This window comes from Pseudomonas sp. NFPP04, from assembly GCF_900113815.1.
Classification (GTDB): Bacteria; Pseudomonadota; Gammaproteobacteria; order Pseudomonadales; family Pseudomonadaceae; genus Aquipseudomonas; species Aquipseudomonas extremorientalis.
Genome location: NZ_FOQS01000002.1, coordinates 217,961 through 240,711, shown reverse-complemented (window position 1 = coordinate 240,711; position 22,751 = coordinate 217,961). Strand labels below are relative to the sequence as shown.

Annotated in this window: 20 protein-coding genes; 7 read left to right on the top strand and 13 right to left on the bottom strand. The window is 60.1% G+C overall.

The window, feature by feature from the left end; genetic code table 11:
- Nucleotides 1–8 precede the first annotated feature (8 nt).
- Both BM017_RS04920 and BM017_RS04915 read left to right on the top strand, forming a co-directional pair.
- Nucleotides 9–4,391: an RHS repeat-associated core domain-containing protein gene (locus tag BM017_RS04920; RefSeq protein WP_092241634.1), complete on the top strand. Its 4,383-nt coding sequence runs from the start codon at nucleotides 9–11 to the stop codon at nucleotides 4,389–4,391.
- Nucleotides 4,388–5,149 (top strand): pentapeptide repeat-containing protein, encoded by a 762-nt coding sequence (locus tag BM017_RS04915; RefSeq protein ID WP_170856040.1) that lies wholly within the window; start codon nucleotides 4,388–4,390, stop codon nucleotides 5,147–5,149. The genes BM017_RS04920 and BM017_RS04915 overlap by 4 nt, the downstream gene beginning before the upstream one ends.
- 277 nt (nucleotides 5,150–5,426) lie before the next feature.
- Here BM017_RS04915 and BM017_RS04910 read toward each other — a convergent pair whose 3' ends face one another.
- The 3 genes from BM017_RS04910 to BM017_RS04900 form a co-directional block, all read right to left on the bottom strand.
- Complete coding sequence (locus BM017_RS04910; RefSeq protein ID WP_003176958.1) at nucleotides 5,427–5,702, bottom strand: HU family DNA-binding protein; 276 nt, start codon at nucleotides 5,700–5,702, stop codon at nucleotides 5,427–5,429.
- A 191-nt stretch (nucleotides 5,703–5,893) separates the two neighbouring features.
- Nucleotides 5,894–7,042 carry an NAD(P)/FAD-dependent oxidoreductase gene (locus BM017_RS04905; protein WP_092241630.1) on the bottom strand — a complete coding sequence of 383 codons (1,149 nt, stop codon included), beginning with the start codon at nucleotides 7,040–7,042 and terminating at the stop codon, nucleotides 5,894–5,896.
- A 37-nt stretch (nucleotides 7,043–7,079) separates the two neighbouring features.
- Nucleotides 7,080–7,247 (bottom strand): rubredoxin, encoded by a 168-nt coding sequence (locus BM017_RS04900; protein ID WP_015886569.1) that lies wholly within the window; start codon nucleotides 7,245–7,247, stop codon nucleotides 7,080–7,082.
- Nucleotides 7,248–7,442: 195 nt separating this feature from the next.
- Between BM017_RS04900 and BM017_RS04895 the strand changes: the two genes are divergently transcribed.
- Together BM017_RS04895 and ubiA are read left to right on the top strand one after the other, a co-directional pair.
- A complete protein-coding gene (locus BM017_RS04895) occupies nucleotides 7,443–8,006 on the top strand; it encodes a chorismate--pyruvate lyase family protein (protein ID WP_092241628.1) in 564 nt (187 codons plus the stop codon).
- Nucleotides 8,006–8,896 carry a 4-hydroxybenzoate octaprenyltransferase gene (ubiA, locus tag BM017_RS04890; RefSeq protein WP_092241626.1) on the top strand — a complete coding sequence of 297 codons (891 nt, stop codon included), beginning with the start codon at nucleotides 8,006–8,008 and terminating at the stop codon, nucleotides 8,894–8,896. Before BM017_RS04895 ends, ubiA begins: the two co-directional genes overlap by 1 nt.
- 186 nt (nucleotides 8,897–9,082) lie before the next feature.
- On the opposite strand, the gene BM017_RS04885 is transcribed toward ubiA, so the two are convergent.
- A complete protein-coding gene (locus tag BM017_RS04885; RefSeq protein ID WP_071490818.1) occupies nucleotides 9,083–9,460 on the bottom strand; it encodes a COG4315 family predicted lipoprotein in 378 nt (125 codons plus the stop codon).
- Nucleotides 9,461–9,615: 155 nt separating this feature from the next.
- On the opposite strand from BM017_RS04885, the gene phoB reads away from it, so the two are divergent.
- The 3 genes from phoB to BM017_RS04870 all read left to right on the top strand — a co-directional run bounded on the left by phoB (nucleotide 9,616) and on the right by BM017_RS04870 (nucleotide 13,283).
- Complete coding sequence (gene phoB, locus BM017_RS04880; protein WP_003176964.1) at nucleotides 9,616–10,305, top strand: phosphate regulon transcriptional regulator PhoB; 690 nt, start codon at nucleotides 9,616–9,618, stop codon at nucleotides 10,303–10,305.
- Between the two features lie 81 nt (nucleotides 10,306–10,386).
- Nucleotides 10,387–11,673, top strand: coding sequence for a phosphate regulon sensor histidine kinase PhoR (gene phoR / locus BM017_RS04875; RefSeq protein ID WP_256575638.1), 1,287 nt, complete (start codon nucleotides 10,387–10,389; stop codon nucleotides 11,671–11,673).
- 269 nt (nucleotides 11,674–11,942) lie between these two features.
- Entirely contained in the window at nucleotides 11,943–13,283 is a 1,341-nt protein-coding gene (locus BM017_RS04870; protein ID WP_010207573.1) for a hemolysin family protein, read from the top strand.
- Nucleotides 13,284–13,286: 3 nt separating this feature from the next.
- Here BM017_RS04870 and BM017_RS04865 read toward each other — a convergent pair whose 3' ends face one another.
- From BM017_RS04865 to BM017_RS04825, 9 genes are all read right to left on the bottom strand, one after another.
- Nucleotides 13,287–13,949, bottom strand: a complete 663-nt coding sequence (locus BM017_RS04865) for a M23 family metallopeptidase (RefSeq protein WP_092241622.1) — start codon at nucleotides 13,947–13,949, stop codon at nucleotides 13,287–13,289.
- Between the two features lie 55 nt (nucleotides 13,950–14,004).
- Nucleotides 14,005–14,304, bottom strand: a complete 300-nt coding sequence (locus BM017_RS04860; RefSeq protein WP_092241620.1) for a helix-turn-helix domain-containing protein — start codon at nucleotides 14,302–14,304, stop codon at nucleotides 14,005–14,007.
- Between the two features lie 4 nt (nucleotides 14,305–14,308).
- The gene (locus BM017_RS04855) at nucleotides 14,309–14,632 is read right to left on the bottom strand and encodes a type II toxin-antitoxin system RelE/ParE family toxin (protein WP_092241617.1); all 324 of its coding nucleotides are present in this window, start codon (nucleotides 14,630–14,632) and stop codon (nucleotides 14,309–14,311) included.
- A 187-nt stretch (nucleotides 14,633–14,819) separates the two neighbouring features.
- Entirely contained in the window at nucleotides 14,820–15,731 is a 912-nt protein-coding gene (locus BM017_RS04850) for a response regulator (protein ID WP_092241615.1), read from the bottom strand.
- Between the two features lie 168 nt (nucleotides 15,732–15,899).
- On the bottom strand, nucleotides 15,900–16,661 hold the full coding sequence (gene phoU / locus BM017_RS04845; protein ID WP_058424288.1) for a phosphate signaling complex protein PhoU: 762 nt from the start codon (nucleotides 16,659–16,661) through the stop codon (nucleotides 15,900–15,902).
- Nucleotides 16,662–16,731: 70 nt separating this feature from the next.
- Nucleotides 16,732–17,565: a phosphate ABC transporter ATP-binding protein PstB gene (gene pstB / locus BM017_RS04840; RefSeq protein ID WP_025856391.1), complete on the bottom strand. Its 834-nt coding sequence runs from the start codon at nucleotides 17,563–17,565 to the stop codon at nucleotides 16,732–16,734.
- Nucleotides 17,566–17,634: 69 nt separating this feature from the next.
- On the bottom strand, nucleotides 17,635–19,305 hold the full coding sequence (gene pstA, locus BM017_RS04835) for a phosphate ABC transporter permease PstA (RefSeq protein ID WP_092241613.1): 1,671 nt from the start codon (nucleotides 19,303–19,305) through the stop codon (nucleotides 17,635–17,637).
- A 15-nt stretch (nucleotides 19,306–19,320) separates the two neighbouring features.
- Nucleotides 19,321–21,354 carry an ABC transporter permease subunit gene (locus tag BM017_RS04830; protein WP_170856048.1) on the bottom strand — a complete coding sequence of 678 codons (2,034 nt, stop codon included), beginning with the start codon at nucleotides 21,352–21,354 and terminating at the stop codon, nucleotides 19,321–19,323.
- 384 nt (nucleotides 21,355–21,738) lie between these two features.
- Nucleotides 21,739–22,725, bottom strand: a complete 987-nt coding sequence (locus BM017_RS04825) for a phosphate ABC transporter substrate-binding protein PstS (protein WP_092241611.1) — start codon at nucleotides 22,723–22,725, stop codon at nucleotides 21,739–21,741.
- Nucleotides 22,726–22,751: the final 26 nt, after the last annotated feature.

The window sequence follows — 22,751 nt, the reverse complement described above, 5'->3', positions numbered from 1 at the left end:
ACTGAGCAATGAGTGAAGACCTCTGGGCCGCCCGCGAAGGCGACGCACTGCTGCACACCTCGGTGATGGCCGATATTCTCGGCGGTGTACTGGAAGTGGCCGCCTATGCGGCAATCACCTACGTGGGCTGCCTCGCGGTCGCGGCGGCGGTTGCTATAACAACCGGCGCAACCATCGCCACCGGTGGCGTTGCATTGGTTTTGGTCGTGGGTGCGGTCGTCGGGATCACCGCGGGGCTTACAGGGGCCGATCTGAAAATATCCAGTTGGTGCGAGTCAGCTGCCAATTGGGTGTTTCCACCGGTGATCGACGCCTTCATTACCAGTGGTTCAGACAACGTTTTCATCAACGGGAAAAAGGCTGCACGAGCGGCTGGCAAGATGACCGCTGTGCCGGTGGCCCCCAGTGAGCCACCAGAACCGAGCTTTCTGGACATGGCCGGGGAGTTTTTCTCTCAACTGTGGCGACCGACCGTCGCCTCACCCGCTCCCGGCACCGAGCCTTGCCGACTGGACACCGTTGCGTGCAACAAGCACCCGCCGATGCCCTTGCAATTCATTGCAGAGGGCTCAAGCTCAGTGTTCATCAATGGGCAACCTGCAGCGCGAAGCGGCGATCGCAGCACCTGTGACGCCAAGGTAGGGACAGCCCAGGGTCTGATCTCGCCGGATGTGCGCATCGGTGGTGAGACCATCGTGGTGCAGGAAATTCGCAGCGGAAAAACGCCCGGCGTAGGCCTGGCGATTGCTGTGGTGATGGCGTTGCGAGGCAACCTGAAGTGTTTCTGGAGCAAGCTGCCGTGCCTGGTCGGAGGTTTGTTGGTAGGAGGTGCCGTCTCTTACGCAACCAGCAAGATCACCTCTGCGCTCAAGAGCGCCACAAATGGCTCGCCCAATCCGGTTCACAGCGCGACCGGGGCCAAGATCCTGGGCGGGGACGAGGAACTCGACTTCATCCTCCCGGGCTTGCTCCCGATAGATTGGCAGCGTTTCTACAGCAGCCTCGACACACGCCGGGATGGCCTCTTTGGCGCCAGCTGGAGCGTTGCGTATGAGGTGTCGATCGAGATAGAGGCAGACGATAACCTGTTCTACATCGATGAGCAGGGGCGCCGCCTGGAGATCGGTTATATCCCCTTGTCCGGTGGAGCCTTCGATCCGGGCGAAGGCCTTGCGGTCAGGCGCAGCGGTGACGGCGCAATATTGATCGAGAGTATCGACGGCCTGTATCGACTGTTCGAAGCCGACCCGCTAAACAGTTCGCGGATGCGCCTGCATCTGCTGGGTGATCGCAATGAAGGGCGGATCTTTCTCGACTACGACACTCAGGGGCGGCTGTATCGCCTACGCGACACCCATGACTTGATGCACGTAGAGCTGAGCTACTCGGCCGAACACCCACGGCGCGTGAGCGAAATCGAACGACGTTACCTGCACCAGCAACATTTCGAAGCGCGCAGCGATGTGCTCGTCAGTTACCGCTATGACAGTCACGGCGACCTGGCTGAAGTCTTGGACGGGCAAGGTACGACCCTTCGACGCTTTGCTTATGACAATTGCCGGCGAATGGTCGAACACCAATTGCCCGTTGGCCTGCGCTGCTTCTACCAATGGGGTGCAGTGCCCGGGCCGCACGGCGAGGAGTGGCGCGTGAGCCGCCACTGGACAGACGCTGGCGATGAGTACACCTTCGACTACGATCTCTACGCTGGTATTACCCGTGTGACCGACGGCCTGATGCGCGTCAGCACACGGCATTGGAACCCGCAGTACCAGATCACTCGCTACGTCGATAACCTGGGCCATACGTGGCAGTTCGAGTGGAACGAAGATCGCCAGTTGCTCGGTGCGATTGACCCGCAAAACGGCCAGTGGCGCTTCAACTATGACGCGTCCGGCAACCTGAGCACGGTGATCGATCCATTGGCCAGGACCAGTAGCACGCAGTGGCTGGCGCACTGGGCATTGCCCCAAGTGGAAACTGATCCGGCGGGCAACAGTTGGCATTATCGCTACGACCAGCGAGGCAACTGCATCGAAGAAATCGACCCACTGGGCAACCGTACTCGCTATGTCTATGACGGTTTCGGTCAGCCGGTGCGCATCATCGATGCCACGGAAAAAACCAAAGTGCTGCATTGGAACGAGTGGAGCCAACTGGTCGAAGCGGTGGATTGCTCGGGTTATCCCACCCGTTATCAGTACGACGCCTTTGGCAATCTGGTGGTGCAAACCAATGCAGAAGGCGAGTCGGTGCGCTACCGGTACGGCCCTCGAGGGCTGCTCTTGGAGAGCCAACTCCCGGATGGCCGTGTGGAACAGTTCCAGCGCAGCGCCAGCGGTTATCTGACGGCCCATGTCGATCCCGCCGGTAGCACCACGCGCTACGCCTATGACACACGCGGCCTGGTCAAGCAACGCTGGGATGCGCATAACCGCACGGTCATGTTTGATCACGACGCCTACGGGCGACTGCGCAAGCTGACCAATGAGAACGGCGAAAGCTACCGCTTCGAGTGGGATGCGGCCGACCGCATGGTGCAACAGCAAGACCTCGACCAGAGTCGGCGCTGCTACACCTATGATCCGCTGGATGATGTCGTCGCCGTGGACTATCTGCCGGGGACGGAAGGCGAACCGGTAGCGCCGTTCTCACACCAGTTTCAACGAGACCCAATCGGACGCCTGGTCAGTAAAGTCACCGCAGACGGCATCACCGTTTACGAACATGATCTGAACGATCAACTGGTCAGCGTCACGTCCACCGCGCCTGACGGTCGACAGCATCGACTGGACTTCAGCTACGATGCGCTTGGGCAACTGCTGCAGGAGCAAAGTACAGCGGGCTCCCTACAGCATTGCTACGACGAATTGGGGAACCTGATTCAGACCCGGTTGCCCGACGGTCGATGGCTGAACCGACTCTACTACGGCAGCGGCCACCTGCATCAGTTAAATCTCGACGGAAAGGTCATCAGCGACTTCGAGCGTGATCGTTTGCACCGCGAAGTACAGCGCACTCAAGGCCAACTCAAGACAAGTACCACATACGACCGCAGTGGCAGGATTCGCTCACGGCAGCGCCGCAGTATTGACCAACCGTGGCAGTTGCCGCCGTTGGTCGAGACTGGCTACAGCTACGATTCCAGCGATAACCTGATCGGGCGTCGTCGCATCGGCCGTATTCACGATCGCCAAGAGCACTTGGGTTACGACAGCACCGACCGCGTTCTTGTCTGCCACCACGTCGGAAAGAGCGAAACCTACGCCTATGACGCCGCAGCCAACCTGCTGGATAGCGGGCATCAAGGGGGACTTGTACGACATAACCGGCTGCTCACCTATCAGGACAAGCGTTATCGATACGATGCCATGGGCCGTATGATCGAAAAACGCAGCGGCATGCGTGGTTTTCAGCGCTTTGCCTATGACGCGGAAAGTCGGCTGGTTGAAGTGCGAAATGAGAGCGGCAGCGTGGTCAGGATGACCTATGACCCACTGGGTCGACGCGTCGAAAAAAACGAATATGACGACGATGGCTATCCGCTGGGTCAGACACGTTTCACCTGGGATGGTTTACGCCTGTTGCAAGAGCATAAGCACAGCCAGACGAGCCTTTATGTGTATGAAGGGGAAAGCTACGAGCCTCTGGCCCGAATAGACGGTACCGGGTCGCTTGAAAAAATTCGCTATTACCACAATGATCTGAACGGCCTCCCTGAGCAGCTTACCGAGGCCGATGGACACCCCCTCTGGCAGGCCAGTTACCAAGTGTGGGGCAATACCTCCGAGGAAGTGCGCGAGCCTTACTACATTGAAGAGCAGAACCTACGATTCCAGGGACAGTACCTGGACCGGGAGACGGGGCTGCATTTCAATACATTTCGGTTTTATGATCCGGATATAGGGCGCTTTACAACGCCGGACCCTGTTGGGCTGGCAGGAGGTTTTAACCTTTATCAGTATTCTCCTAATCCTTCCGGATGGATCGATCCGTTGGGATGGGCACCTTGCGGTTCAACAACAGCCAAGCTTCAGGCACACGCCAATGCCGCTAGAAAGGCTGTTTACAGTAACCCTCAACGGTCGTTGACCCCGAAACAGAGAGCAGCAGTAAAACGAGCCTATGACAGAGGTGATCTCGGACAAGCACGATCACGCTATCGCCGGTATGTAGGGCAGAGAATAGATGCAGACTTCAAAAACAGAGTAAAAAATGACCCGTCACTGGGGCATTTGGAGGTATCCAAATCAGGGCAACGCCTACCCGATGTGTATGAAACTAAAACTAAAACCTGGTGGGATCTCACGACGAAGGCTGATTGGAAAAGGGGCACGCATCAGCGGCGTTACGGGGACTGGGGCAATGGTTATGAAGGAATATTATGGTGAGTGAAAAAATTCCATCAAAGGTACTGTCCGGCGTTGAGCAGGACGGACTTGTTTTGCCTAAAAAAACGCGCTTTGAAAACGAGCTCATCAGTGGTTGCAAACTGAAAAACGCGAACCTCTGCGATCCGATTTTTGACCAATGTGTTTTGGAAAATTGCGACTTTGAGAAAGCTGACTTTTCCGGCTCGCGATTCTTCAATAAAACATCCTTGACCCGTTGCTCGTTCAAGAATGCGGATTTTCAGGCATCCGGCTTCAGCAATAGCAAATTCGAAAACTGCACGTTTGTGAAATGCAACTTCCGTGAAGCATCCTTGAAGGATTGCACCTTTGTCAGCTGCACCTTTTCTCAGTGCAAAATCATTGATAACTCGTTTAACGCAAAAAATATAACCAACATTAAATTCATTGGAAAACTCCAGGAAGTCCGTTTTATATCAGATCAGCCCCACACCCCAATTTCTGTCGACTTTGAACTTTGCAAACTTGACTATGTAACCTTTGAAAACTGCAACCTGGAAAACATCATACCCCCCGCCGAGGCCAAACACGTTTTCTTTAAGGATGTGGCAGCCCGCGCAAAAAAAGCACTCACAGTGATCTCTGCGGAACCTGAAAGCCAGATCAACAAAATATTAAAGCGACGACTGTTAAAACTCACAACTCAACGAGGTGCAGTTTTCAACACTGACAATCTGGAAGAATATGAAGGCGCAGAATTCACCGCACGATTTATTTCACTTCTCCAGGATTCTTAAACAGCACAGTACAGTTGAAGCCTTTGATCGTGCACGCTATTTCAACACTGGCCAAGATGATTGACCCGCCCAGTGAGGAGTGGGAATTTGTTGATATCGGGGAAGGTGGCGCTGATGTCGTCAAGGCAGTGGAAGAGCAAGTCGACGCTCTAAAACGCGATTAGACGAACTGGCTTGAATTGGCATACGTATCAATACCCCACAAAAAATGGGCACCCGATCCAGTCGGCGTGCCCATCTCTCCTACCACCCCGCCCCCTTCGAGACGGTAACGCTATTACGCGTTGACAGTGTCTTTCAGCGACTTGCCCGGCTTGAACGCAACGGTGTTGCTCGCCTTGATCTTCACCGGCTCACCGGTTTGAGGGTTTTTGCCAGTGCGAGCGCCACGGTGGCGTTGCAGGAAGGTGCCGAAGCCAACCAGGGTGACGCTGTCCTTGCGGTGCAGGGCGCCGGTGATTTCTTCGAGAACGGCGTTGAGGACGCGGTTGGCCTGTTCTTTAGTGAGATCGGCTTTTTCAGCGATGGCGGCTGCGAGTTCTGGTTTACGCATAAGTGAAGCCTCTTTGACGGTTTTTTGTTGTTATGTCCGTGCTGCTCTCTTCTGGAGCAGCGCCCAAAGCGCCGCAGGCTCTACTCTGCGGCAGACGGGAGTGAGGATGGCATGCCCTCGCACGCTCCGCCAGTCTAGCGGCGACCTTTCTGGAGGGAAAAACGTGCTTATTCCGACAGAACGACCGGTATTTACGCCAGCAACGGCGGAAGTTCTTTGTTGAGGGCGAGTTTTTCCATCACGGCGCTGCCAGTCAGTGCGTAACCCAGCAGGCGACCGCTGGCGTCACGGCACAGGGCCTTGATGTCGGCGCCCTCGCCTTCGACACTCCAGACGCCTTCGGTGCCCCGAGGCGGTGGCGAAACCACCAGCGGGCAGATCGGGGTTTTCACGGTCACTGGCATCGGGCCGTAGCTGACGGCGGTGGCGTTGCCGGCCAGGGTCTGGGCCAACGCACGGGCGCAGCTCATCAGCGGCATCACGTACAGCAGGTTCAGTCCGTCGACCTCGGCGCAGTCGCCCAGGGCGTAGATATTGGCGTGGGAGGTCTTGAGGTGGCGGTCCACCATGATCCCGCGATTGGTCTGCAGGCCGGCGGCGGCGGCCAGGTCGACGCGTGGGCGCAGGCCGATGGCCGAGACCACCAGGTCGCAGGCGATCACTTCACCGTCCGACAGGTGAGCTTCCAGGCCATCAGCGGTGCGCTGCAGGCGATTGAGCACCGGGCCCAGGTGGAAACGCGCGCCGAGGCCTTCGAGGCCGGCCTGTACCGCGGCGGCGGCGGCCGGGTGCAACAGGGTCGGCATGACTTGCTCGCACGGTGCCACCAGGTCGATTTCATAACCGCCCAGGATCAGGTCATTGGCGAACTCGCAGCCGATCAGGCCGGCGCCGAGCAGCAGCACACGGCGCTTGCCGGCAGCGGCGGCACGAAAGCGCGCGTAGTCTTCGAGGTCGTTGATCGGGAAAATCAGGTCAGCCGCATCGCCTTCAACCGGCACACGCACGGTTTCTGCGCCCCAGGCCAGGATCAGGTCGCGGTAGGCCACCGCCTCCTCGCCGATCCACAGGCGCTTGTGCCCGGGGTCGATGCCGCTGACGCGGGTGTGAGTGCGCACTTCGGCCTTGAGTTGCTCGGCCATGGCGCCCGGTTCAGCCATGCTCAGGCCATCGGCTTCCTTGTTCTTGCCAAACCCGGTGGAAAGCATGGGCTTGGAGTAGGAGCGCCCGTCATCCGCAGTGATCAGCAGCAATGGGGTTTCGCTGTCGAGCTTGCGAAACTCACGGGCCAGGTTGTAACCGGCCAATCCGGTGCCGATGATCACGACAGGTGCGTTCATTCCTTTCTCCTTGTAATACTTTTCTGAAAATCGAGAATCAACCGATTTCGATCATTTCGAAATCCATTTTGCCCACGCCGCAGTCCGGGCACAGCCAGTCTTCCGGGACGTCTTCCCAACGGGTGCCAGGCAGAATTCCGTCATCCGGCCAGCCGTCCTTTTCGTCGTAGATCAGGCCACAGACGACACATTGCCACTTCTTCATTACTTGTTCCTCAGGAGTCCAGGCTTCTTGGCCGACGGTCGATAGACCCGCATTGCCGTACGGCTCAGGGCGTTTTGTACTGATGGTGGCCGGCAGATGCAAGCATGATCGACGCAAACAGCCGGTTGCCTCCGGCAAAAACGTTGGACGCCATGGTAAGCTCGCGGCCTCTTTTGCTGCCGATACTGACTCACCGTGCCGCACTCAATCGACCCTCCCGATGCTTGCCAATGGTTGACCCAGAGCCTCCTGGCCCCTGTACCCACGTCCTTGACCCTCAATTGGCTGTTCAACGAAGACTCGCTGACGCGGCGGTTGACGTGGCTGTCCAACGACGGTTTCAGCGTCACGCCACTGTTCGAAGGCTGGCAACCGCTACGCGATGACGAATGTGCCGCCCTGGCGCTGGCGCCGGCCAGTATCGGTTGGGTGCGCGAGGTGTATCTGCGTGGGCATGGTCAGCCGTGGGTGTTCGCACGCAGTGTGGCCGCACGCGGCGCTCTGCAGGGCGACGGCCTGCATATGGATGAGTTGGGCAGCCGGTCCCTGGGCGAACTGCTGTTCTGTGACCAGGCCTTCACCCGCCAGGCCATCGAAGTGTGCCATTACCCTCGGCACTGGTTGCCAGCGGCCGATCAGGTCGACGGGCTGTGGGCACGCCGCTCACGCTTTGATCGCGGGCCGCTGAGCGTGCTGGTCGCGGAAGTCTTCTTGCCCAGTTTCTGGCACGCGCTGCACGCCCATCCGGAGAATTGCTGATGTACCAACGTCTGCTCAAGTCCCTGAACCACCTGAACCCTAGGGCCTGGGATTTCATTCAACTGACCCGTATGGACAAGCCCATCGGCATCTACCTGCTGTTGTGGCCGACCCTATGGGCGCTGTGGATCGCCGGCAAAGGCTCGCCTTCTTTAATCAATATCGTGATCTTCGTGCTCGGCGTGGTGCTGACCCGCGCCGGTGGCTGTGTGATCAACGACTGGGCCGACCGCAAGGTCGACGGCCATGTGAAGCGCACCGAGCAACGCCCGCTGGTGAGCGGCAAGATCAGCTCCAAAGAGGCGCTGGTGTTTTTTGCCGTGCTGATGGGCATCAGTTTCCTGCTGGTGCTGCTGACCAACACCACCACCATCCTGCTGTCCCTCGGTGGCCTGGCCCTGGCGGCGAGCTACCCGTTCATGAAGCGCTACACCTATTACCCGCAGGTGGTGCTGGGGGCGGCGTTTTCCTGGGGCATGCCGATGGCGTTCACTGCCGAAACGGGTCACCTTCCCGCTACGGCCTGGCTGCTGTATATCGCCAACCTGCTGTGGACAGTGGGTTACGACACGTATTACGCGATGACCGACCGGGATGACGATTTGAAGATCGGCGTGAAATCCACCGCCATTCTATTTGGCGATGCGGATCGCGTGATCATCCTTACGCTGCAAGGGCTGTCGTTGGTGTGCCTGTTGCTGGCGGGAGTGCGATTCGAGTTGGGTGGCTGGTTCCACCTGGGTCTGCTGGGCGCGGCGGGCTGTTTTGCCTGGGAGTTCTGGTACACCCGGGACAAGGACCGCATGAAGTGCTTCAAGGCGTTCCTGCACAACCACTGGGCGGGGTTGGCGATATTTGTCGGGATTGTGGCGGACTATGCGTTTCGCTGAATACTTGGCGATGACAGGCTTGTTGTAGTGAGCCCGCTTTCTGTGGCGAGCGGGCTCGCCCCGCGCTGGGGCGCGAAGCGGCCCCTACCGGAGCCGCCGCGTTACGTCAGGGAAACCGAGTTGTTGTTTGGGGCTGCTTCGCAGCCCAACGCGGGGCAAGCCCGCTCGCCACGACTACAAGCCGGATCAAGGCTTGATCACGTGCCACGCCCCGCCTTTGCCATCACCGGTCTTGTCACCGGCCTTGTGGTCATCCTTGTAGGTGTAGACGGGCTTACCGTCATAGGCCCACTGGCTGGTCTGGTCATCGCGGGTGATAACGGTCCATTTGCCCATCGACTTGTCAGTGGACTCTGCCTTCAACGGCGGCCAATTGGTCGCGCACTGGTCCTTGCACACGGACTTGCCGTCAGCGTCCTTGTCGAAGGTGTAGAGCGTCATGCCCTTGTGGTCCACCAGCATTCCGTCTTTGGTCATCGCCGGCTCCGCCGCAAACGCCAGGCCCGGCAGCGTCAACGCAGCCGTCACCAGCAGGGCCTTCCAGGAAATCGTGCTGTAAGTCATCGGAACCTTCCTTTTGTGGTTGTCAGGATTCGGACTCAAAGCGTAGTCCAGAGAGGCGGGAATTGCCCGAGCGACTAAATTACTGTCACACGACTGCAATAATTCCGTTATCTAATGCGGCGCAAGACAGTTAAATGACAAGAGGATTTTCGAGCATGGTTGGCAGGAGCATTCTGATTGTTGACGACGAAGCGCCCATCCGCGAGATGATCGCCGTTGCGTTGGAAATGGCCGGCTATGACTGCCTGGAGGCGGAGAACTCCCAGCAGGCCCATGCCATTATCGTCGACCGCAAGCCGGACCTGATCCTGCTGGACTGGATGCTGCCCGGCACCTCCGGCATCGAACTGGCCCGCCGCCTCAAGCGTGACGAACTGACCGGGGACATCCCGATCATCATGCTCACCGCCAAGGGCGAAGAGGACAACAAGATCCAGGGCCTGGAAGTCGGTGCCGATGACTACATCACCAAACCTTTTTCCCCACGGGAGTTGGTAGCGCGCCTGAAGGCCGTACTGCGCCGCGCCGGGCCTACCGATGGCGAAGCGCCTATCGAAGTCGGCGGCCTGCTGCTGGACCCGATCAGCCACCGCGTGACCATCGACGGCAAACCGGCCGAGATGGGCCCCACCGAATACCGCCTGCTGCAATTCTTCATGACCCACCAGGAGCGCGCCTACACCCGTGGCCAACTGCTGGACCAAGTGTGGGGCGGCAACGTGTACGTGGAAGAACGCACCGTGGACGTGCATATCCGTCGCCTGCGCAAAGCCTTGGGCGATGCCTACGAGAATCTGGTACAAACCGTGCGCGGCACTGGTTACCGCTTCTCTACCAAGGGCTGAGCCAATCGGATCCTGACTTAACAGCTGACAAGGACGCATGTTCAAGTGAACCAAAACTGGCATGGCACCCTGATCCGCCACATGCTTTTGCTGATCACCGGCTGCCTGCTGGTTGGGCTGGTCAGCGGCTATTACGGCTGGAGTCTGGCAGTCGGCATCGCGCTGTACCTGGGCTGGACCCTCAAGCAACTGCTGCGCCTGCACGAATGGCTACGCCAGCATAAACCCGATGAAGCACCACCCGATGGCTACGGCCTGTGGGGCGAGGTGTTCGACAGCATCTACCACCTGCAACGCCGCGACCAGCGTGTGCGCGGCCGCCTGCAAGCGGTGATCGACCGGGTGCAGGAGTCCACCGCCGCGCTCAAGGACGCGGTGATCATGCTCGACAGCGACGGCAACCTGGAATGGTGGAACCGCGCCGCCGAGACCCTGCTGGGCCTCAAGACCCCCCAGGACAGCGGCCAGCCAGTGACCAATCTGGTGCGCCACCCGCGCTTCAAGGAGTACTTCGAACAGGAGAACTACGAAGAAGCCCTGGAAATCCCCTCGCCCACCAATGACCGCGTACGCATCCAGCTGTACCTGACGCGCTACGGCAACAATGAACACCTGATGCTGGTGCGCGATGTCACCCGCATCCACCAGCTGGAGCAGATGCGCAAGGACTTCGTCGCCAACGTCTCCCACGAGTTGCGTACACCGCTGACGGTGATCTGCGGCTACCTGGAGACGCTGCTGGACAACGTCGACGAGATCAACCCACGCTGGAGCCGGGCCCTGCAGCAAATGCAGCAGCAAGGCTCGCGCATGCAGACCCTGCTCAACGACCTGCTGTTGCTGGCCAAGCTGGAAGCCACCGATTATCCGTCGGACAACCAGCCGGTGGCCGTGCAAAGCCTGTTGCAGACCATCAAGAACGACGCCCAGGCCCTCTCCGGCCAACGCGGGCAGCAGATCAGCCTGGAAGCCGACCCGGCCGTGCTGCTCAAGGGCAGCGAAGGCGAGTTGCGCAGCGCGTTTTCCAACCTGGTGTTCAACGCCGTGAAGTACACCCAGGACAAAGGCAATATCCGCATCCGCTGGTGGGCCGACGAACAAGGTGCGCATTTGAGCGTGCAGGACTCCGGCATCGGTATCGACGCCAAGCACCTGCCGCGCCTGACCGAGCGCTTCTACCGTGTCGACTCCAGCCGCAATTCCAACACCGGTGGCACCGGGCTCGGCCTGGCGATCGTCAAGCACGTGCTGCTGCGCCACCGCGCACGCCTGGAAATCAGCAGCGTGCTGGGACATGGCAGCACGTTTACCTGCCATTTTCCGCCGGCTCAGGTGGCGCGCTCGCGAGCCCTCGGCAACGACGAGTAATCCAAATACACCACGGGCCTACATGTGGGAGGGGGCTTGCCCCCGATGGCGGCGGGTCAGATATGAATGTGCTGCCTGACATACTGCCATCGGGGGCAAGCCCCCTCCCACAGTGGACCGGTGTTGTTTTAGAGAGTGCATTCCAGGCCCCGCCCGGCAGTGGGCACTAGGCAAGCGCCCCGTCAGCCGCTACATTGGCCGACTTGCGCCTGCCTTTCAGGCCCGCCTGCCACCCCTTACTGAACATACGGAACCTGCAAAACCCCATCATGGACCCTTCCCCTGGTATCACCCTCGCGACACTCTTCGCCGACTTCGGCATGATTCTTTTTGCTCTGATCCTGGTACTGCTCAACGGTTTCTTCGTTGCGGCGGAGTTCGCCATGGTCAAACTGCGCGCCACCCGGGTCGAGGCCATCGCCCACAAGAACGGCTGGCGCGGGCAGATCCTGCGCACCGTACACAGCCAGCTCGACGCCTACCTGTCGGCGTGCCAGCTGGGCATCACCCTCGCCTCCCTGGGCCTGGGCTGGGTCGGTGAACCGGCCTTCGCGCACATCCTCGAGCCACTGCTGGGCGCCGTGGGCGTCGAGTCGCCGGAAGTGATCAAGGGCGTGTCGTTCTTTGCGGCGTTCTTCGTGATCTCCTACCTGCACATCGTGGTCGGCGAACTGGCACCCAAGTCCTGGGCGATTCGCAAGCCCGAGTTGCTGTCGCTGTGGACGGCGGTGCCGCTGTACCTGTTCTACTGGGCCATGTACCCGGCGATCTACCTGCTCAACGCCAGCGCCAACGCCATCCTGCGCATTGCCGGCCAGGGCGAGCCTGGCCCGCACCATGAACACCATTACAGCCGCGAAGAACTCAAGCTGATCCTGCACTCCAGCCGTGGCCAGGACCCGAGCGACCAGGGCATGCGCGTACTGGCCTCCGCCGTGGAAATGGGCGAGCTGGAAGTGGTGGACTGGGCCAACTCCCGGGAAGACCTGGTGACCCTGGACTTCAACGCGCCGCTCAAGGAAATCCTTGCGCTGTTCCGTCGCCACAAGTTCAGCCGTTACCCGGTATATGACGCGGTACGCAACGAATTCGTGGGCCTGTTGCACATCAAGGACCTGCTGCTGGAACTGGCGGCCCTGGACCACATCCCCGAGTCGTTCAACCTGGCCGAGCTGACCCGCCCGCTGGAGCGTGTGTCGCGGCACATGCCGTTGTCACAGCTGCTGGAACAGTTCCGCAAAGGCGGCGCGCACTTCGCCCTGGTGGAAGAAGCCGACGGCAAGATCATCGGCTACCTCACCATGGAAGACGTGCTGGAAGTGCTGGTGGGCGATATCCAGGACGAACACCGCAAGGCCGAGCGCGGCATCCTGGCCTATCAGCCGGGCAAGCTGCTGGTGCGTGGCGACACGCCGCTGTTCAAGGTGGAGCGCCTGCTGGGCGTGGACCTGGACCACATCGAAGCCGAAACCCTGGCCGGACTGATCTATGACACCCTCAAGCGGGTGCCCGAGGAGGAAGAAGTGCTGGAGGTTGAAGGCTTGCGCATCATCATCAAGAAGATGAAAGGGCCGAAGATCGTACTGGCCAAGGTGCTGTTGCTGGATTGACCGTCAATTGCCCAATGCAAAATTGGGCAATGCACCGACCGGCTGATTGAACTCATATGGGATCGAGACCAGCCCCGCCCCGGTAACGCGCTGCACCACAAAATGCAGATGCGGCCCGCTGCTGTTGCCGGTATTGCCCGACAACGCCAGCGGGCTCCCCACCGCTACATGCTGCCCGACCCGGACGCTGACCGAACCTTGCTTGAGGTGCAGGTACACGCCCTCGGTGCCGTCGTCGTGGCGCACCCTCACGAAATTCCCCGACGCATCACTGCCCCGCCCGGTCTGCTCGTTCTCGGTTTTCACCACCATCCCGCTGCGCGCCGCAATGATTGGCGTGCCTTCGGGCATGGCGATATCCATGGCGTAGCGGCTCTTACTATCGGTATGGCTGAAGGTGCCGTTGGGGCCTTGGGTCAGGCGAAACGGACCGCCGCGCCAGGGCAAGGGGTAGCGGTAGGCCTGAGGCGGGTAGCGGGCCGGAGGCCTGTCGATTATCGGCCGTTCAAGCTTGCGCTCCCGGATCACAAATACCTGGGCGCCCGGCGTATACCGGTCGCTGATAAACACCAGGCCATTGGCATCGACGGATTTGTAGAGGGTCATGGCCTGGGTCGACACGGCGACCGTTGCCAACCCGCAGCACAGCAAGAAGCGCATAAGCATGGCGTAAACCTGCCGGGATGACTGAGCGGCAGGTTAGCGCGGTTTGATGACAACTTCAGGCAGGCAGCCCGTTGAAACAAATATCCACGTTCATTTGGGCGGCCGCCGACAAATTGACCAAGGCATCCAGGGAGAGTTTGTCGATCTTGCCGGTGAGAACGTCGTTAAGTCGGGGCTGACTGATCCCCAGTCTTTGCGCCGCATCTTTTTGAGAAAGCTCCCAGCGACGAATGGTTTGGCACAGCTCCAAAAGCAATTTTGAACGCAGCCGCATATTGGCGGCTTGCTGGGGTGTGTCTTCCAGAGCATCCCAGACACAACTGAAACGCTCGCCGTAATCTTTTTGATTCGTCATGGGCTCACCCTAACTCCTGCAATCTGGCACGAGCCAGCTCGATATCACGCCCTTCGGTTTTTTGTGTGGTCTTGCGCAGCGCGTGCAACACATAGATGGCCTCTGGCCGGTTGACCACATAAAACACCCGAAAAGCGCCCGACTCTTCAGTGATCCGGATCTCGCTGACGCCCCTCCCAATGGTCTTCATCGGCTTGCAGTCAAAGGGTTGCTCACCGTGCTGCAAGAGATCCAACTGAAACCCCACTGCCCTCCGGGCATCGAGCGGAAACGCTTTGAGATCCTTGAGCGAGCTTCCTAGAAACACCACATCCTTGTGCCTTGGCATTGGCTTCTCCTTTCATGGAAAGAAAAAGCGTAATCGACGATTCGGCCAAGGAACGTGGAGGTTTGTTTCAAGGCATAGCAAAGCCTCGCTGACACCGAAGCGTTATCGAAAGCCTATATCGAAACAGATATAAATCAAGGCACGTACCGGGAATCAGACAGTCGGTCGATTCCCGGCACTCAGGGAATCACGCACCCGGCACAAAATGCTTCTGCGCCGTGCCACGTGCGATCAGGCGGGAGATGTAGTCGAGCTTCTGCGCATCCTGGTCAATAAACCGGAACGTCAGCTGCAGCCAATCGCTGTCCGGCTTCGGTTCGAAGGCGACGATGGCGTGCAGGTAGCCATTGAGGCGGGCCACTTCGGCGTTTTCGCCTTGCTCCAGGTCGAGCACGGCGCTTTCCAGTACCTGGGGCAGGACTTCACCGCGACGCACCACCAGCAGCGCTTCCTTGATGCTCAGCGCCTTGATCACGCATTGCTGGGTGCCACTGGACAGGCGCAATTGGCCCTGGCCACGACCGCCAGCCGGCGCAGCCGCTACCGGCGCCTGCACCGGTGGGCTGTTGAGCAACCCTTTGTTAGGCGCAGGAGCGGCAGCCGCAACGGGAGCCGCACGCGCCACTTCGGGTTTGCCGCCGGTCAGGGCGCTCAAGGAATCGTTGCCGAAAGCCGAGTTCATCTTGGTCGGCGCGCTGGCGACCAGGGCGTCGAGGCGACCGATCTTGTGCAGGGCCTGCTTGACCTTGTTCAGCAACTGCTCGTTGGTAAACGGTTTGCTGACGTAGCCGGAAACCCCGGCCTGGATAGCCTGGACTACGTTCTCCTTGTCGCCACGGCTGGTGACCATCACGAACGGCATGGCTTTGAGGTGAGGCTGCTCGCGGCACCAGGTCAACAGCTCAAGGCCGGACATCTCTGGCATTTCCCAGTCGCACAGCACCAGGTCGAAGGTCTCGCGCATCAGGATGGCCTGGGCCTTTTTGCCGTTCACCGCATCTTCAAGCTTGATCCCGGGGAAGTAGTTGCGCAGGCACTTCTTCACCAGGTCGCGGATAAACGAGGCGTCATCCACCACCAACACACTGACTTTACTCATCGACCCTTCATCCTATAAAAACTTCGGCACGCAAGACGCCTGACTGATGGCATTTTGCCAAAAACTCTGCAGTCACGTTGGGACTTTCTTGTGCCCCCTCGCTGAAAAATTCGGGCCCGCAAACAAAAACGCCCGACCAAAGGCCGGGCGTTAATTTCTCGGGCAACCTTACTTATCGTCAGGTACGCCCGGAACATTAGGGATTTGATCGACTGAACCTTCAACTTCGGCCTTCATGCGCTTGAGGCCCATGTGCCGCACGTCGGTGCCGCGCACCAGGTAAATCACCAGTTCGGAGATATTGCGCGCATGGTCGCCAATCCGCTCCAGGGAGCGCAGCACCCAGATAATGCTCAAGACCCGCGAGATAGAGCGCGGGTCTTCCATCATGTAGGTGGCCAGCTCACGCAGCGCAGTCTTGTACTCACGGTCGATGACCTTGTCGTACTGGGCCACCGACAGTGCCAGTTCGGCGTCGAAGCGGGCAAAGGCGTCGAGCGCATCGCGCACCATGTTGCGCACCTGGTCGCCGATGTGGCGCACTTCCACGTAACCGCGCGGCGCTTCGCCTTCTTCGCACAACTGGATGGCGCGTCGGGCGATCTTGGTGGCTTCGTCGCCGATGCGCTCCAGGTCGATCACCGATTTGGAGATGCTGATGATCAACCGCAGGTCGGACGCCGCCGGCTGGCGACGGGCGAGAATGCGCAGGCATTCTTCGTCGATATTGCGTTCCATCTGGTTGATCTGGTCATCGATCTCACGCACTTGCTGGGCCAGGCCCGAGTCGGCCTCGATCAGCGCGGTGACCGCATCGTTGACTTGCTTCTCCACCAGCCCGCCCATCGCCAGGAGGTGGCTGCGCACTTCCTCGAGCTCGGCGTTGAACTGCGCGGAGATGTGGTGGGTAAGGCCTTCTTTGCTAATCATGTTGGCGTCCTTGGAGCGTCCGGTAAGGTGCGGATAACCGCAGCGTCAGTGCAATCAGAACCACAGCTTCCTAGCCGTAGCGACCGGTGATGTAGTCTTCGGTCTGCTTCTTCGCCGGATTGGTGAACAGGGTATCGGTGTCGCCGAATTCCACCAGCTTGCCCATGTACATGAACGCGGTGTAGTCGGAAACCCGCGCCGCCTGTTGCATGTTGTGGGTCACGATAACGATGGTGAACTTGGACTTGAGCTCGTAGATCAGTTCTTCGACTTTCAGCGTCGAGATCGGGTCGAGAGCCGAGCAGGGTTCGTCGAGCAGCAACACTTCCGGCTCCACGGCGATTGTGCGAGCGATCACCAGACGCTGTTGCTGGCCGCCGGACAGACCGAGGGCCGAGTCGTGCAGGCGGTCCTTCACTTCGTCCCACAGCGCCGCGCCTTTCAAGGCCCACTCGACCGCTTCGTCGAGGATGCGCTTCTTGTTGATGCCCTGGATACGCAGGCCGTAGACCACGTTTTCGTAGATGGTCTTGGGGAACGGGTTGGGCTTCTGGAACACCATGCCCACGCGCCGACGCAGCTCGGCCACATCTTCGCCCTTGCGGTAAATGTTGGTGCCGTAGAGGTTGATGGCACCGTCCACACGGCAACCGTCCACCAGGTCGTTCATGCGGTTGAAGGTACGCAGCAGCGTGGACTTGCCGCAGCCCGACGGGCCGATGAAGGCGGTCACGCGCTGCTTGGGAATGTTCATGCTGACGTCGAACAGCGCCTGTTTTTCACCGTAGTACAGGCTCAGGCCCGGCACTTCGATGGCCACGGTTTCCTGGGCAAGGCTCAGGCTCTGCTTGTCGCGACCCAGGGCAGACATGTTGATGCCGTGAGTGTGGGTGTCTTGCTGCATGGGATGCTCCCTGTGCTACCAATTCATTGTGTGTGGGAGGGGGCTTGACCCCTCCCACATTGAAAAGCTTTAGCTGTCCAACGCTTTGTATTTTTCGCGCAGATGGTTACGGATCCACACTGCCGACAAGTTGAGCGTGGCGATCACCAGCACCAGCAGCAACGCGGTGGCGTACACCAGCGGCCGGGCGGCTTCGACGTTGGGGCTCTGGAAGCCGACGTCATAGATGTGGAAGCCCAGGTGCATGATCTTCTGGTCCAGATGCAGGTACGGGTAGTTGCCGTCCAGCGGCAACGACGGCGCCAGTTTCACCACGCCCACCAGCATCAGCGGCGCCACCTCACCGGCGGCGCGGGCCACGGCGAGGATCATGCCGGTCATCATTGCCGGGCTGGCCATCGGCAGCACGATCTTCCACAGCGTTTCCGCCTTGGTCGCACCCAGTGCCAGGGAGCCTTCACGCACAGTGCGAGGAATTCGCGCCAGGCCTTCTTCCGTGGCCACGATCACCACCGGCACCGCCAGCAGCGCCAGGGTCAGCGAGGCCCACAACAGGCCCGGCGTGCCGAACGTCGGCGCCGGCAGGGCTTCGGCGAAGAACAGGCGGTCAACCGAGCCACCCAATACGTACACGAAGAAGCCCAGGCCGAACACGCCGTAGACGATGGCCGGTACGCCGGCCAGGTTGTTCACGGCGATACGGATAACCCGCGTCAGGGTGTTCTGCTTGGCGTATTCACGCAGGTACACCGCCGCCAGCACGCCGAACGGGGTCACGATCATCGCCATGATCAGGGTCATCATCACGGTGCCGAAGATGGCCGGGAAGATCCCGCCTTCGGTGTTGGCTTCCCGTGGGTCATCGCTGAGGAATTCCCAGACCTTGCTGAAGTAGAAGCCGATCTTGGTGATCGTGCCCATGGAGTTCGGCTGGTAGGCGTGCACCACTTTGCCGATGCCGATTTCCACTTCCTTGCCGTTGCCGTCGCGAGCGGTCAGCGCGTCGCGGTTGAACTGGGCGTGCAGGTCGGCCAGGCGGGCTTCGATGTCTTGGTAACGGGCATTCAGCTCGGCGCGGTCGGCGTCCATGTCGGCCTGTGCGGCGGCGTCGAGCTTGCCTTCCAATTCCAGTTTGCGGCCATGCAGGCGGATACGTTCCAGGCCGGCGTTGATTGCGCCGATGTCGGATTTTTCGAGGGTCTTGAGCTGGGCAGCCAGCTTGTTGACGCGGTCCACACGGGCCTGCAGCTCCGGCCAGGCAGCCTCGCCTTCGGCAATGACCTTGCCATCCTGCTTGACGTTGACCAGGGTGCCGTAGAAGTTGCCCCACTCACGCCGCTCGATGGTCATGAGGTTCGCCGGCGTGGTCTGGTCCTTGAGCCACTCGCCGACGATCCAGGTGAAGTCATTGCCGTTCAGGTCACGGTTGCCGACCTTGATCAGCTCGCGGGTCATGAACTCAGGGCCCTGGTCCGGCACCGGCAGGCCGGCGCTTTTCAGGCGCTCGCGGGGTACTTCTTCCTTCTGCACCACTTCGCCGATGACGATATGGTTTGCCTGGCCCGGCACGTTGTAGTTGGCCTGGATCAGGTCGGCCGGCCAGAAGTGGCCCAAGCCACGCACGGCGATCACCGCCAGCAAACCAATGGTCATGATGACCGCGATGGACACCGCGCCACCACTGATCCAGACGCCGGGGGCGCCGCTCTTGAACCATCCATTCAGGGAGTTCTGTTTCACAGACTTCTACCTTTCTTAAAGCGACGAGTATTTCTTGCGCAGACGCTGACGGATCAGCTCGGCGAGGGTGTTCATGATGAAGGTGAACAGCAGCAGCACCAGCGCCGAGAGGAACAGCACGCGGTAGTGACTGCCGCCCACTTCCGACTCGGGCATTTCCACGGCGACGTTGGCCGCAAGCGTTCGCAGGCCTTCGAACAGGTTCATCTCCATCACCGGGGTGTTACCGGTGGCCATCAACACGATCATGGTCTCGCCTACCGCACGGCCCATGCCGATCATCAGTGCCGAGAAAATGCCCGGGCTGGCGGTGAGGATGACCACGCGGGTCATGGTCTGCCACGGCGTGGCGCCCAGAGCCAGGGAACCCAGGGTCAGGCCGCGCGGTACGCTGAACACGGCGTCTTCGGCGATGGAGTAGATGTTCGGGATCACCGCGAAACCCATGGCCAGGCCGACCACCAGGGCGTTGCGCTGGTCGTAGGTGATGCCCAGGTCGTGGGAGATCCACATGCGCATGTCGCCGCCGAAGAACCAGGTTTCCAGGTACGGGCTCATGTACAGCGAGAGCCAGCCCACGAACAGGATCACCGGGATCAGGATCGCGCTTTCCCAGCCATCCGGTACGCGCAGGCGCAGGGACTCAGGCAGGCGGCTGAAGATGAAGCCGGCCACCAGGATGCCGATCGGCAACAGCATCAACAGGCTGAAAATGCCCGGTAGATGCCCTTCCACATACGGCGCCAGGAACAGGCCGGCGAAGAAGCCGAGGATCACCGTCGGCATGGCTTCCATCAACTCGATCACCGGCTTGACCTTGCGGCGCAGGCTCGGGGCCATGAAGTAGGCGGTGTAGATCGCGGCGGCAACGGCCAGTGGCGCGGCCAGCAACATGGCGTAGAACGCGGCCTTCAAGGTGCCGAAGGTCAACGGGGCCAGGCTCATCTTGGGTTCGAAGTCGGTGTTGGCGGCGGTCGACTGCCAGACGTATTTAGGCTCGTCGTAGTTTTCGTACCAGACCTTGCTCCACAACGCGCTCCAGGACACTTCCGGGTGCGGGTTGTCGAGCATCAGCGGCTGCAGCTTGCCGCCCGCCTCCACGATCACGCGGTTGGCCCGTGGCGACATGCCGTACACGCCTTGGCCGTCGACCACCGGGTCCACCAGCAGGGTGCGGTGGGCGGTGCTGTGGAATACGCCGAACTGGCCGGACGCGTCGAGGGCGGTGAAGCCCTTGCGGCGCTCTTCGGCGGAAATTTCCACGATAGGCGTGGTGCCCATCTGGAAGGTACGGATCTGCTTGAAGCGCTGCTCGCCATCCGGGTCGCGGGCCATGAACCACTGGGCCAGGCCGCCCTTGGAGTTACCGATGATCAGCGAGATACCGCCCACCAGCTGCGTGCTCGCGGTGACTTCGGCAGTCCCGTCTTCCAGCAGTTTGTAGCGACCATTGAGGCTCTTGTCGCGCAGGCTGAACACATCGGCCAAGGCACGGCCGTTGATCACATACAGCCATTGCTGGCGCGGGTCGATGAAGATTGCCTTCACCGGCTCGGTCATCTGTGGCAGCTCGATGCGCTTCTGCTCGCTGGTGACTTCGCCGGTCATCATGTTTTCTTCGCGGCTCAGGGACAGCACATTCAAGTGCGAACCCGCGGAGCCTGCCACCACCAGGGACGAATCCGTGGCGTTAAGGGCCACGTGTTCCAGCGGGCGGCCGGCGTCATCCAGCACGATCGGCGTTTCACCGTAGGGGTATTCGATCGCCGGCGTGATGGTTTTCTTGCCGTCCGGGTAGGACACCTTATAGGTGTGGCGGAACACCAGGGACTGGCCGTTGGATAGACCGAGGATCACCAGCGGGCTGCCGGGCTGGTCTTCACCGATAGAAGCAACGCTGGTGCCGGCGGGCAGGGGCAGGTCGACACGCGTGAGCTCGGCACCGGTCTCGACATTGAAGAACAGCGCCTGGCCCTTGTCGGAAACCCGCATGGCGACTTGGTTCTGTTCTTCGAGGGAGATCATCAGCGGCTTGCCCGCGTCCTGGATCCAGGCCGGGGTCAGGGCGTCTTCCTTGGTCAATGAGGCGCCTTGAAACAGTGGCGCGACGACGTAGGCCAGGAAGAAGAAAATCAGGGTGATGGCGCCGAGGACGGCGAGGCCGCCGACCAGCACATACCAGCGGGTCAGGCGATCCTTGAGCGCGCGAATGCGGCGCTTGCGTTGCAGCTCAGGCGTATTGAAGTCAATGCGCTTGGGGGGAGAAGTCGTCGTCATGGTGGAATTGGCCAGATCATTCATGCGCACACCCTAGCGATCCTGTATGACAGAAAGATGACAGTGCAGTGACGCAACAAATCCGCCGCGAAGCAAGGCTGGCAGCGGACTAGAAAATTCGGATGCGGGGCCGGTACGCCGGCCCCGCAGAGGCAATCAGTTGCCTTCTTTCAGACCCAGGTCAGCCAGGGCCTTGGCGGCGACTTTGGCTGGCAGTGGGATGTAGCCGTCTTTCACTACAACTTCCTGGCCTTGTTTGGACAGCACCAGTTTCACGAACTCGGCTTCCAGCGGGGCCAGAGGCTTGTTCGGCGCTTTGTTGACGTACACGTAGAGGAAACGCGACAACGGGTATTTGCCGTTCAGGGCGTTTTCTTCGCTGTCTTCGACGAAGTCAGTGCTGCCTTTCTTGGCCAGAGCCACGGTCTTCACGCTGGCAGTCTTGTAGCCGATGCCCGAGTAACCGATGCCGTTCAGCGAAGAGCTGATCGACTGCACGACCGAAGCCGAGCCTGGTTGTTCGTTCACGTTTGGCTTGTAGTCGCCTTTGCACAGGGCTTCTTCCTTGAAGTAGCCGTAGGTGCCGGACACCGAGTTACGACCGAACAGTTGCACCGGCTTGTTGGCCAGGTCGCCGGTCACGCCCAGATCACCCCAGGTTTTCACGTCGGCTTTGCCACCGCACAGGCGAGTCGAGGAGAAGATCGCGTCGACTTGTTCCATGGTCAGGTGCTGGATCGGGTTGTCCTTGTGCACGAACACGGCCAGGGCATCCACCGCAACCGGAATAGCGGTTGGCTTGTAACCGTACTTCTGCTCGAAGGCAGCCAGTTCGGTGTCCTTCATCTTGCGGCTCATCGGGCCCAGGTTGGAGGTGCCTTCGGTCAGCGCAGGTGGCGCGGTGGCCGAGCCGGCAGCTTGAATCTGGATGTTGACGTTCGGGTATTCCTTTTTGTAACCCTCGGCCCACAGGGTCATCAGGTTAGCCAGGGTATCGGAACCAACGCTGGACAGGTTGCCCGACACACCAGTGGTCTTCACGTACGCCGGGATTGCCGGATCAACACCAGCGGCCACCGCGTTGGCGGTCGCAACGCCAGCAGCGACAAAAGTCATTGCCGCCATCAAACGTTTCAGTTTCATGCCTTGCTCCTAGCAGATAGGGATAA

Excerpts from the sequence above, each read along its gene's own strand:
- BM017_RS04920 (WP_092241634.1), top strand. The coding sequence starts at position 9 with ATGAGTGAAGACCTCTGGGCCGCCCGCGAAGGCGACGCACTGCTGCAC.
- BM017_RS04910 (WP_003176958.1), bottom strand. The coding sequence starts at position 5,702 with ATGCGTAAACCAGAACTCGCAGCCGCCATCGCTGAAAAAGCCGATCTC.
- BM017_RS04905 (WP_092241630.1), bottom strand. The coding sequence starts at position 7,042 with ATGAACGCACCTGTCGTGATCATCGGCACCGGATTGGCCGGTTACAAC.
- BM017_RS04900 (WP_015886569.1), bottom strand. The coding sequence starts at position 7,247 with ATGAAGAAGTGGCAATGTGTCGTCTGTGGCCTGATCTACGACGAAAAG.
- ubiA (WP_092241626.1), top strand. The coding sequence starts at position 8,006 with ATGTACCAACGTCTGCTCAAGTCCCTGAACCACCTGAACCCTAGGGCC.
- BM017_RS04885 (WP_071490818.1), bottom strand. The coding sequence starts at position 9,460 with ATGACTTACAGCACGATTTCCTGGAAGGCCCTGCTGGTGACGGCTGCG.
- phoB (WP_003176964.1), top strand. The coding sequence starts at position 9,616 with ATGGTTGGCAGGAGCATTCTGATTGTTGACGACGAAGCGCCCATCCGC.
- phoR (WP_256575638.1), top strand. The coding sequence starts at position 10,387 with ATGCTTTTGCTGATCACCGGCTGCCTGCTGGTTGGGCTGGTCAGCGGC.
- BM017_RS04870 (WP_010207573.1), top strand. The coding sequence starts at position 11,943 with ATGGACCCTTCCCCTGGTATCACCCTCGCGACACTCTTCGCCGACTTC.
- BM017_RS04865 (WP_092241622.1), bottom strand. The coding sequence starts at position 13,949 with ATGCTTATGCGCTTCTTGCTGTGCTGCGGGTTGGCAACGGTCGCCGTG.
- BM017_RS04860 (WP_092241620.1), bottom strand. The coding sequence starts at position 14,304 with ATGACGAATCAAAAAGATTACGGCGAGCGTTTCAGTTGTGTCTGGGAT.
- BM017_RS04855 (WP_092241617.1), bottom strand. The coding sequence starts at position 14,632 with ATGCCAAGGCACAAGGATGTGGTGTTTCTAGGAAGCTCGCTCAAGGAT.
- BM017_RS04850 (WP_092241615.1), bottom strand. The coding sequence starts at position 15,731 with ATGAGTAAAGTCAGTGTGTTGGTGGTGGATGACGCCTCGTTTATCCGC.
- phoU (WP_058424288.1), bottom strand. The coding sequence starts at position 16,661 with ATGATTAGCAAAGAAGGCCTTACCCACCACATCTCCGCGCAGTTCAAC.
- pstB (WP_025856391.1), bottom strand. The coding sequence starts at position 17,565 with ATGCAGCAAGACACCCACACTCACGGCATCAACATGTCTGCCCTGGGT.
- BM017_RS04825 (WP_092241611.1), bottom strand. The coding sequence starts at position 22,725 with ATGAAACTGAAACGTTTGATGGCGGCAATGACTTTTGTCGCTGCTGGC.